Source organism: Xylanibacter sp., from assembly GCF_057607445.1.
The window spans coordinates 1-10,236 of the sequence record NZ_DBLZAX010000030.1 but is presented as its reverse complement, the minus strand read 5'-3'; the positions used below and the strand labels follow the sequence as shown (position 1 = coordinate 10,236).

Genomic DNA, 10,236 nt, shown 5'->3' with positions numbered 1-10,236 from the left:
ATCCTATACAAACAATCAGACCGTATTACGGCTGACACGCTGAAAGTGTACAGGTCAAAATTAAAAATTGACCAGCTGAAGAAAACCTCCTATCTGGCAATGTGCACGGAGGAAACAAGCAATGTATCCTTCTGCAGTGATACCATGACCTATAAATGCGGCGAAGAAAGACTTCATGTAAGGGCGTATCCCAACTGCTCCAAAGCAGCAGTTTTCAGCATGTCCGAACAAACAGTTCCCGGCATGTTGTTTATAGCGTCAATACTTTGGGGAATGTTCTCCATGTTTTACCTTAATCACAAGAAATCCATATATCCAAGCCTTCAGTCCGACAATCAGTCTATAGTTTTCGGGGATATTGTGTTTTCCGATTCACGTTCGTTGTTCTACAATGGAAACCATGAAGAAATCCATTTTACACCGATGCAGTATGCGTTCATGAAAATCCTTATCACTAGTGAGTGCAAAAAGGTACCGGTCAATGACATTTGTGAAAAGCTATGGCCGGGTAAGGACAATTCCAAAGAAACATTGTACACATTGGTCCGCCGGTTGAAGCCTGTCGTCGAGAGCAACAGCAACGTGCGGATAATTTCGGATAAAGGTGGTTATTATTCTCTCAAAATAGAAAACTGATGACTTTCAGTCAATTGTCAGGCTGATGTCAGTAAAATGTCAGCCGTTTTATAGCTGCTTTTTTTTGTCGAACATTACTTTTGCACAAAAAAACAGCTATTCGTCATGAGAAGATTGAAACTTATTTTTTTGCTGCTTTGCAGTATCGTGTGTACAATACCAGCATGGGCCCAACATACCGTCAAAGGTGTTGTGAAGGATTCCAGGGAACAGTCTGTAACCGGAGCCTCAGTGGTAATCAGATCCAAGACGGATTCCCTTTACTACAAAGGAGGAACCACGGATGGAGAAGGTCGATTTGCCATAGAAGGACTGAAGTCCGGAGATTATGGTCTTGAAATATCATTTCTGGGCTACTCGAACCTTTATCAGGATCTGAAACTGGACAAGACAACCGATTTGGGAATAATCCACCTGCAGGAAAGCTCCATGAATCTGGAAGAGGTTGTCGTAACTGCAAGCATGGTGAAAAGATTTGCCGACAAGAAAGAATATAAACTGACCAATGTCGAAAAGGGGCAATACAGCAGTGCTCTGTCCGCATTGGAATTTCTACCCAAGATACAGGTTCTTGACCAGAGTGTCTCGTCAGTTGACGGCAAGGCGGTAAAGATCCTGATCAACGGGGTTCCGTCAACTCCGACTGACCTTTCAGTCATATCTCCCGAGAACATCGCAAAAATAGACTATTACACACAACCGCCCATCCAATACTCCAATATGGGATTGGGAGCGGTCATAAATGTAGTGACCAAGGAAAAACAGAACGGAGGTTCTGTCGGCATCAATACCCAGAATGCCGTGACTACAGGCTTCGGCAACAATGTTGTCAACTTCAAATACAACTGGGGAAATTCGCAGATAGGCGTAACATACAATATCAATTACAGAAACTACAACAAAAGGGTATTGGATGAAGAAATGGCATATTCTGTCGGAGGAACAGATTACCAAAAGACAAAAAGCGGACGCAACAGCCCGTATGCCTATGAACAGCAGATGGCTGAAATCAGTTTCAACAACTCGAAAGCGGACAACTATCTGTTCAGTGCAAAACTGTCGTTCAACTCACTGAACCGCAGACGTTCCTCGATACAGGACATCACGTCAAGGATAAATGACGTGGAATCCGTCAAAATCGGTGAAAGCTCGGACAAAGACAAATACATCAGTCCGGTTATGGATATGTATTTCAGCAAATCATTCGGTTCCAGACATGAACTGATAATGAATCTTGTCGGTACTTACTACAAGTCAGACTATCATTATGGATACAGGGAACTCCTGGATGAAAAAACGGATTTTGAAACGGCAACGGTAATCAACACGGACAAATACTCCGTTATCGGCGAGGCGCTGTATAACTATAAGATGAAGACGGCAAACCTGTATGTTGGTACCCGGTACATGTACAACAACAGTATCCAGAACAATCTGCCTTCAAACAATCGGATAACCACCAATGAAATCTATTCCTATCTGGGCATAACCGGAATGCTGGGAAAAAGGTTCAATTACAGTATAAGTGCCGGTGTAAACAACAATATATTTACCACCATTGAGAACAAGACCTACAACTTTACCTATTTCCGCCCACAGGTGAAATTGGGATATTTCATAGACCAGAGTTCGGATCTGATGTTCAATTACGAGGTGAACACCGAAAACCCGTCGGTATCTTCACTCACTTACAATCCTTATTTCAAGGACCCCAATTATATATTTGCTGGAAATCCGAATTTGACCCCGGGCAACAATCACGATCTGTCGCTGTCCTACTTCAAAGGCCTCAAGAAATTTATAATCAATGCAGAAGTGGGATATTCATATACAAAAGATGCCATCGCACCGATTTTCCAATCGGATGATACAAACATCATTGAAACATTCGGCAATCTGGACAACGCCCAGAACATGAAAGCCAGCCTGTTTCTGCAGTGGTACCCGTTTTCAAACAATATACTCAGACTGAGACTGTATTCAGAAGTGTTCCATCAGATAAACAGACTGGGCGATTCACAGTGGAACCATACGGGCTATTCTATCATTCCGTCAATATATCTTGCATATAATAAATGGAGCTTGCAGCTATTCTATCAGACTCAGAAGGAATCACTTATCGGACAGACGACGAAAAACATACCAAGTATGGCATCGGTAGAACTGTCCTACAAGCCTGTCAAGAACCTGACCATCACCGGAGGCATAAGATACCCGTTCTATGATTCATGGAAACAGGTTACATCCGTATCAGGGACACCGCTTCTGCAACGTACAGAAACCGAAAGAATCATCAACAACGCCAATATGGTGTATATAAACCTTGTTTACAACTTCTCATTCGGCAAGTCCAAGTCAGGCGTGAAACTGAAGATGCAGAATAAAGATAAAGATTCAGGAATACTGAACAGAAATTGATAGACTCAAGAATAGTGAAAAGGGAGAACCAATCGGCTCAATGTCGAAAGATTCTCCCTTTTCTTTTACTCTTCAAAAAGCAGCATATATTCCACCTTCCTTCTCCGCTCAATACTCGGCACTACCTTGCCTTTGTAACACCGGAAAGAAATGTACTCCTTATAGATATTTCTGTCACCTGCCTCCAGTTTCCTGACAAGAGTACTCTTGGGAATCTTTTTACTGCCTAAAAGCCGGTACGGACCGACATTATAGGCAAGCGTGGCCAGTAGCAGAGAGTCCTTTCCGAATTGCCTGAACATGGCGCAGAACTTGCGCAAATCCTTCCTGAGAAGTTCATCAGCCTGTTGCCTTGTCATGGTATGGGCAGAATACTTTTCCCCAGGTTGCAGGCAATGACCCCAACCTACATAGGGGTAATGCCGGGAAGAATGCCAGCCCTCGAACCGCTTGATGCACTCGACGGCAAGGCTGAACCTGTCCTGTTTCTCCTTTACCGGATTCTCCGCCCACAACGGTATGCTCCCGAAGCAGGCAATGGCGAAAAACGCCGCAAACAACTTTGCTCTTATTCCCATAGGCAGGTCAGGTTCATTGTAATACGATGACGACAGGCAGTTCCTTGCCGCCGGAAGTAACCACGGTATCCTCGTCCTCCGTCTCATTGTTGAAATCGAAGGTCAGCTGAAAAAGCTGTGCCGGCTCGCTGTTGTCCTCAAAATAGATGTCGATACTCTGCTGGTCCTCACACTCCGAGGTGTAATAAAGGCGGAACACCTCCCTGTCCAGGGGATAACGGTCGTTGGGCAGCAACACCATCCCGTCGTCCATGCGCAGCTTGCCTTCACCGTCCGGCTGGAAATAACGGATGGTATATCGGGCATCAGAGAACCGTCCTTCACGTTTCAGTTCACAGCGGATTTCCACGGTTTCACCCTTCACAATACGTGTGGGAACCGGCATCGTCTCCACCGTAAAGGGATAGGACTGCTGCACGTCAAGGTCATCGCTGCACGAGGTCAGCATACCAAAGGTCAAGCCCATCAGGGCACATACAAGGGCATACAGCCCTTTTCTGTTCATAATCGATTTCATATTCATTTCTTGTTTTAACGGTTTATAAAAAATTACTGTTCAGGCGGAAAATTACTTTCCAGGTATTCGTTCAGGTCCTTGCATCCGGCATACAGGTCGGAACAGTCGTCAATCCTGTCACTGTAACGTTTCCGGAGGACGGCCAGCGTCCTTCTTCCGGCATCATCATTGTCCAGATAGCACCGGATCTTCCCGTAATTGTCCAGATAAGGGAACGAGCGTTCAAGCAGGGCCACCGAATTGAGGACCAGATAATCCTCACCGCGGCTGATGCCGAGTACCTTCCATGAAAGAAAGTCGATAAAACCCTCAAAAAGGTTACAGGTAAGCGAGCCGTTACGGATGAGGGAAATGTCCTTGGGCGGCAGACACCATTTCATGAATCTGGTCCGCAGTTCATAGCCTCCTCCCATATTCCTGAAACCGACGGCGAAATACCGCTTGCCATACAGACGGAACCGTACTTCCTCGCACTCCGCACGGGCGATTTCCACTGGAATACCGCGTCCCTTCAGATAGCCGAGCAGTGCATTACAACGTAAGGGACCGCAAACCACCTCCTCAAAGCGGGAAGACTCCTTGCGCTTTTCTGTCCTGACACTTCTCTTTTCTCTTTTCTGTCCGGCATATTCAGGTATTGTGCCTCCATAAACTCCGGCGATGAACCTCGCCTGTGCCATGAAGCCGTCACTTTCTGAAATTTCCCCCGCAAGGGTGAAGATGTCGCCCCCATGTCCGGTACCGAAGTCATGCCATACACCCTTACGGGTATTCACATGGAACGAAGGTGTCCTTTCCTCACGGCACGGGGAGAGATACCAGCATTCGTCGCCGTGCCTTCTGACGGGCTCATGTCCCAGACGGGACAGGAATTCCTCAATGGGAATGCCTCTTATCATCTCTATATCCATAGGCGTCTAATTGATGATGAAACGGACTCCAAGCCCGAACTGTGTCGTGAACTTTACCAGAGAACTGCCCCATAGCGCACGTTCGCGCACATGGGCAAGCAGCACGATACGGTCAGTCACATAGCTTTCCAGCTCCAGCGTCAGGGCTCCGCCATAGACAAATGCATCACGGTAGGAAAGCATGGAACCGTCATACAGAACCTTTTCTCCCCAGTTCAACGTTTCATATCCCACCAGGGCAGAACCGCCTACAGAAAGGAAGAATATCTTCGCCGGGTCGGACAGGAACTTCAAATAATAGCCGCCCTCGGCAGTAAACTGGGCCCGTGGGACGGAAGTCCCGCGATAGCCGTAGTTCTTCAGCAGGTATTCCACGCCAGCCACCCAATGGTTGGCCTTTTTCGTATATCCCGAAACGGCAAAACCCGTGTACCAGTCAACCGGTGATTTCAGGTTTCCGGCAAAGCCTCCCCTGAGTTCCACGCCCTTCATTCCCGGAAGGTAACGCTGGGCGTATGCCTGCCCCGATGACAGGGCAAGCGATACGCATACGGCAAAAAGAAACAGATACTTCTTCATGGTCATTTCACTTTAAGTTCATTGATCACCCTCGCTCTCACGATGTCCTCACTCTCCACGGTGAAGGTCTGGTGACGGCCTCCGCTCTTCTCGTGCATCTCCACCACCAGCATCTTGTCGGCGGGAATGGTGAACTTGTCAAAGACAAAGACGGTACGCTCATCCTTCTTTCCGGCGACAGCCGTGGCATAGTTGTAGGCACGCAGTGGAAATATCACCTGCTCCTGGATAGCCGTGCGCTTGAGTACCTTCTTGTCCACGATCTTGAACGTCACGAAATCCACCTCATAAGGCACATTCGACGTGTTCTTCACCTGGGTGTGGAAATAGAGCAGCCCGTTATGGGTATAGAGCCCGCGCAGCAGGTACTGGATGCCGAACGCCTTGCTCCCGATATGCTTGATGTGGCGTCTGTTATCCTTGTGGATGGCCTTGGCAATAAGGTGTACCAGCTTGGGCGACTCGCTGCCGAGTTCCTTCAGGTAGATGTCAAGGGCATTGTTCGGGCGGTTCACCTCGCTGCCGTCATGAATAAAATCGGCCATCTCGATGTTGAGCAGCAGAGGCTCATCGGCATACTTCACATTGAAGGTGTAGAAACTTCCGCTTTCGGTAATCACCGACATGTTGGTCTCCTCACGGAAATTCTTTCTGGTAGCCTTTACCCTGATTACATTCTCAGAACCGTCCGCCTTGCCCGCAATCAGATTCGGAGAACCGAGATCCACGTAACGGACAGCCGAGGGAAAGATGATATGGGTCGTCTTGTCATACGTCACTTCCAGACCGTAAGGCGGAATCATCCGGTCAAAGGTGAGCTTTCTGGACAGCCCGTGATAGAGGTCGCCGTCCTCCTGCTGCGGATAGATATCCGCCTTCAGGGTCAAATCATTTACGGCCGTGGTATCAGCCGACTGTGCATGTGCACTTGCAACGCCGCCTGCGAGGGCAAGCATCAAAAGAATCTTTTTCATGTCTTTACTGTTTTAATGGGTTATTGATTGTTGTTCTGATAAAGCATCAGTCCGTAGCCTGATTTGAGGTGTACCTTCTCCTCGCGCATCTTTTTGGAGATGTACTGCGACACGCCCTGTATGGCCCCTCGTCCAAGCTCGGAGAGAAGCTGGTCGCCTGCCGACTGGTTGGTGATGGAGATGGTCGTGCCGAGATTCTGTCCCATGTTGGCGGCCACTTCCCTTACCGCATTCGCTTCCGTCGAACCGGGAATGAATATCCCGGCCTGTCCGTCACTGTCCAGCACGGTCAGTTCCACGGGAATGACATTGCCGTCATATTCGACCTGCAGGATTTCAATGCCAAGCCGCTCGCCCTGGATACGTCCCTCACCGGTCAGCAGGGTATTGCGGGGAAGCACATATCTTCCCACACGCATGGCCTCCAGCAGCCTGAGACGCACGCTTTGTCCGCTGATAACGGTCTGGTCGCCATGCACACAGGCCCGTATGGTATTCCTCGCCATCTGTGTCCCGGCACTGCCCACAGCCGTATGGAAGCCGATATCAGCACCGGAAAGCAGTCTCGCGAACTGTACCGAATCGGTAAGAGGCTGAGGAAGGGACGACACGACCGGAGAGGACACCAGTCCTACGGGAACGGCTTTCGCCTTCCTCTCCCTTAAGGGACTTTCCGTCTCCTGACTGTCCGCTGTTCCCGTGCTGCCGCCCGAAGGCATATATTTGGCGGCAAGTTCATAGGACTTCTCCAGCAGAGCCACCTGTTCCTCGTAGCTCGGTCCGGCCGTCTGCGCTGCGGCAGCCTGTCTGAGCTGTTCCACCTCTGCTTTCAGGGCTTCCTTTTCCGGGTCTTCCTCAGGACTCTCGTAAAAACAGCCGAGAGTGGCGTTGATGTCGTTGTAAGCCGAGGCTGAAGAGGCGAAGGCTCCCGTCCTGCCGTTTCCTCCTGAATGGTACGCACGGCTTTCATTTTCACTTGCAATGTCCTGCGCCGGTTCTGTTTCCGGGACATTATCCTGTCTGTGTCCATCGGCCAGGGCGGAGAAGTCGGCCAGCGTACGCTTCTTCTCCTCCTGCCGGCGAATCATGTCTGCCTGCTCATAGGCAGCCATCTTGTCCGCCTCTATACCCGTACCTTTCGGATCGGGAAGTTCGGCATTGAAGCCCGTCTTCCTTTCCGCCTCCTGCCTGTCTTTTTCGGACGGGGCGAAAATCAGCCACATGCACCCGAGGAACAGCAGGAACATGCCTGTGAAAACCAGATATTTCCTGATTTTCTGCTTCTGTTTCAATTTTTCTGCATCTGTACTCATAATCTTACTTGTTGAACTGGTTAAAAAACTCTTCCATCTCACGGACTTTCATATCGGAGAGGGTATCCGCAGGCACAAAGTCGGGAACCTCAAGCGGGGTTATCCTGATGATGTCCTGCCGGTCATCCTCCCGTCCGATGTCATAAATCGCACGGAAAATCATGTAGAAATTCACCAGCGCGAAAAGAGAAACCATCACGATGACGGCGATTGCCCTCTGACGGGGTGTGAGTCTGTCACAAAGGCCGCGCAGCCTGCCCCCGATACATTCCTTGAACTTTACATACATTTTTCTCATACATACATTGTTTTATCTGTCATACATTCTGATATCCCTGTTCTCCAGTACATGGAACCCTTCCAGGATGAACCCGTGCGGATTGTTGTCACTGCGGGTGGAATTCCGCAACCTGCCATGCGTGACAAGGCTGCGTTCCGTCACGCTCTTCTCACGGATGATGAAAAGGCGTGCGTATGTCATGACATCATACGGATAGGTGTTGAAGTCGCATTTCACGCTGTCTATCTCGATACGCTGGCTGACATTGCCCGAAATTATTCTATTGTAATAACCCTGTTCGGCCAGATCCCCGTAATGGGAATAGGCGGAACGGTCACTCAGGAACATGGCACGCTGCACGTTCCCCTCGATGGCACTCTTGTCAGGGGCCAGCGTGAAGAACAGCTCATGGAAACGTCTGACATGTTCCCTTGCCTCTACGGGACGGTTCTGCTCCAGGTCCTGCGAGAGGGCGAGCATGAGCGACTTCCCCTCATCCAGCACATAGATCTTCTGGCGCTGGGCTTCGGCAAAACTGTATGCCTTCCACACGGAATAGCCCACAAGCAGGGTGCAGACACCCAGATAGACTATTCCGAACAGGCGCAGATGCCGGAAGCTGGTCTCGATATTTTTCAATGATTTGAATTCCATTCTTATTCGTTTTATGATTGTTACTTGATTAGTCTTCCGGCCACATTTCCTACAGTAGCACCTGCGGCACCGCCCACAATGGAGCCTGTCTTGGAAGCAGCCTGATTCACGTTCTTGCCGTAATTTCCTGCACCTCCACCGGCCTGAACAATCCAGTTGGCCACGGTCGGAATCGTGAAATACCCGATGATGCCGATAATCAGGAACGTGATGTACACGGCATTGGAACTGTCCGGAATGAAGTTGGGGTCGGACAGCTGCTCGATGTCCCTCTGGAGCATCAGGGTCTGTATGCGTGCCAGCACGCTGCTGAAAAGATCAGAGACGGGCAGCCACAGATAGATGCTGATATAGCGGACAAACCATTGGCTCAGCGAGGCCTGGAATCCGTCCCAGCACGAAATGGCAAAGGAAATCGGTCCGAGAACGGAAAGGACAATCAGAAAGAATGTCCTTAGCGTGTCCACCACAAGCGCGGCCGCATTGAACATCAGTTCCAGCAGCTCACGGAAAAAATTCTGCACGGACTTCTTCATGTTGTACATGGCACGGTCCACATACATACCGCAAGCCTCGATAGCGTCCAGAGCTCCCAGTTCATCCAGTTTGTTGTCAAAAGCCTCCTTGTCCACCAGGTAGGCCGTCTCGGGATTCCTCCGCATCGCCTCAATCTCCAGCTTGTCCTTCTGCTGCCGATACTCATTCATGTCAAAGGTCTGCGTCTCCAGAATCCTGTGCGTTCCGGTCACGACGGGTGACAAGATGCTGTTGAGCGTACCCAGCACGATGGTCGGAAAAAACATGATGCAGATACCCAGAGCAAACGGACGCAGCAAAGGGAACACGTCAATAGGTTCGGCCCTGGCCAGTGACTGCCAGACACGATACGCCACATAAAAGAGGGCTCCCAATCCGGCAAGGCCCTTGGCCACGCCGGTCATCTGCGAACAGAGCGGCATCATGTCCGTGTACAGACTTTGCAGGATCTGGTGCAGATTTTCAAAATTCACAGCCAACAATACCATAAGCAATCCTCCTTGAAATTACCAGTAGCGTTCGTTGGGTGAACCGTACAGAGCCATCACACGGTCGAGATCATTCTGTTTCTTGGCACGCAGGTACGACACGCCGATGTTCTTGTTGGTATAGTACTGCACCAGACTGCGGTATTGCAGCATGTCGGTATAACAGCGGTCGATGATGTCCATACGTTCCTTGTCGTTCATCGAAAGGCCGTTCTCGTTGACCACCGTCTTCAGGTCCGTCAGCAGATTGGCACTCTCCTCCAGCAGCTTCGTGTAGCCGAGGGCGATGGCACTCAGTTCCTCAGGGGTGAAATAAGGGTCACTGAGCATACGCTCATAACTGGTCACATA

Annotated in this window: 10 protein-coding genes and 2 pseudogenes; 2 read left to right on the top strand and 10 right to left on the bottom strand. The window is 49.7% G+C overall.

The window, feature by feature from the left end:
- Nucleotides 1–636 (top strand): annotated as a pseudogene (locus ACZMIG_RS14440) (transcriptional regulator); the annotation flags it as partial.
- A 105-nt stretch (nt 637–741) separates the two neighbouring features.
- Entirely contained in the window at nt 742–3,054 is a 2,313-nt protein-coding gene (locus tag ACZMIG_RS14435; RefSeq protein ID WP_487889738.1) for a TonB-dependent receptor, read from the top strand.
- Between the two features lie 65 nt (nt 3,055–3,119).
- Here ACZMIG_RS14435 and ACZMIG_RS14430 read toward each other — a convergent pair whose 3' ends face one another.
- The 10 genes and pseudogenes from ACZMIG_RS14430 to ACZMIG_RS14385 form a co-directional block, all read right to left on the bottom strand.
- On the bottom strand, nt 3,120–3,632 hold the full coding sequence (locus ACZMIG_RS14430; protein ID WP_217051078.1) for a lysozyme: 513 nt from the start codon (nt 3,630–3,632) through the stop codon (nt 3,120–3,122).
- A 13-nt stretch (nt 3,633–3,645) separates the two neighbouring features.
- Nucleotides 3,646–4,149: a DUF3872 domain-containing protein gene (locus tag ACZMIG_RS14425; protein WP_487889737.1), complete on the bottom strand. Its 504-nt coding sequence runs from the start codon at nt 4,147–4,149 to the stop codon at nt 3,646–3,648.
- Between the two features lie 32 nt (nt 4,150–4,181).
- Complete coding sequence (locus tag ACZMIG_RS14420) at nt 4,182–5,060, bottom strand: DUF8464 domain-containing protein (protein WP_487889736.1); 879 nt, start codon at nt 5,058–5,060, stop codon at nt 4,182–4,184.
- 6 nt (nt 5,061–5,066) lie between these two features.
- Complete coding sequence (locus ACZMIG_RS14415) at nt 5,067–5,639, bottom strand: conjugal transfer protein TraO (protein ID WP_487889735.1); 573 nt, start codon at nt 5,637–5,639, stop codon at nt 5,067–5,069.
- A gap of 2 nt (nt 5,640–5,641) precedes the next feature.
- A complete protein-coding gene (gene traN, locus ACZMIG_RS14410) occupies nt 5,642–6,613 on the bottom strand; it encodes a conjugative transposon protein TraN (RefSeq protein ID WP_132215647.1) in 972 nt (323 codons plus the stop codon).
- A gap of 20 nt (nt 6,614–6,633) precedes the next feature.
- On the bottom strand, nt 6,634–7,926 hold the full coding sequence (gene traM / locus ACZMIG_RS14405; RefSeq protein WP_487889734.1) for a conjugative transposon protein TraM: 1,293 nt from the start codon (nt 7,924–7,926) through the stop codon (nt 6,634–6,636).
- Between the two features lie 4 nt (nt 7,927–7,930).
- The gene (locus ACZMIG_RS14400) at nt 7,931–8,224 is read right to left on the bottom strand and encodes a TraL conjugative transposon family protein (RefSeq protein WP_258361344.1); all 294 of its coding nucleotides are present in this window, start codon (nt 8,222–8,224) and stop codon (nt 7,931–7,933) included.
- Between the two features lie 12 nt (nt 8,225–8,236).
- Complete coding sequence (gene traK, locus ACZMIG_RS14395) at nt 8,237–8,860, bottom strand: conjugative transposon protein TraK (RefSeq protein WP_029426967.1); 624 nt, start codon at nt 8,858–8,860, stop codon at nt 8,237–8,239.
- Between the two features lie 20 nt (nt 8,861–8,880).
- Nucleotides 8,881–9,885: a conjugative transposon protein TraJ gene (gene traJ, locus ACZMIG_RS14390; RefSeq protein WP_487889733.1), complete on the bottom strand. Its 1,005-nt coding sequence runs from the start codon at nt 9,883–9,885 to the stop codon at nt 8,881–8,883.
- A gap of 18 nt (nt 9,886–9,903) precedes the next feature.
- Nucleotides 9,904–10,236, bottom strand: a pseudogene (locus ACZMIG_RS14385) (DUF4141 domain-containing protein); the annotation flags it as partial.

Excerpts from the sequence above, each read along its gene's own strand:
- traM (WP_487889734.1), bottom strand. The coding sequence starts at position 7,926 with ATGAGTACAGATGCAGAAAAATTGAAACAGAAGCAGAAAATCAGGAAA.
- ACZMIG_RS14400 (WP_258361344.1), bottom strand. The coding sequence starts at position 8,224 with ATGAGAAAAATGTATGTAAAGTTCAAGGAATGTATCGGGGGCAGGCTG.
- traJ (WP_487889733.1), bottom strand. The coding sequence starts at position 9,885 with ATGGTATTGTTGGCTGTGAATTTTGAAAATCTGCACCAGATCCTGCAA.
- traN (WP_132215647.1), bottom strand. The coding sequence starts at position 6,613 with ATGAAAAAGATTCTTTTGATGCTTGCCCTCGCAGGCGGCGTTGCAAGT.
- ACZMIG_RS14430 (WP_217051078.1), bottom strand. The coding sequence starts at position 3,632 with ATGGGAATAAGAGCAAAGTTGTTTGCGGCGTTTTTCGCCATTGCCTGC.
- ACZMIG_RS14420 (WP_487889736.1), bottom strand. The coding sequence starts at position 5,060 with ATGGATATAGAGATGATAAGAGGCATTCCCATTGAGGAATTCCTGTCC.
- ACZMIG_RS14415 (WP_487889735.1), bottom strand. The coding sequence starts at position 5,639 with ATGAAGAAGTATCTGTTTCTTTTTGCCGTATGCGTATCGCTTGCCCTG.
- ACZMIG_RS14435 (WP_487889738.1), top strand. The coding sequence starts at position 742 with ATGAGAAGATTGAAACTTATTTTTTTGCTGCTTTGCAGTATCGTGTGT.
- traK (WP_029426967.1), bottom strand. The coding sequence starts at position 8,860 with ATGGAATTCAAATCATTGAAAAATATCGAGACCAGCTTCCGGCATCTG.
- ACZMIG_RS14425 (WP_487889737.1), bottom strand. The coding sequence starts at position 4,149 with ATGAAATCGATTATGAACAGAAAAGGGCTGTATGCCCTTGTATGTGCC.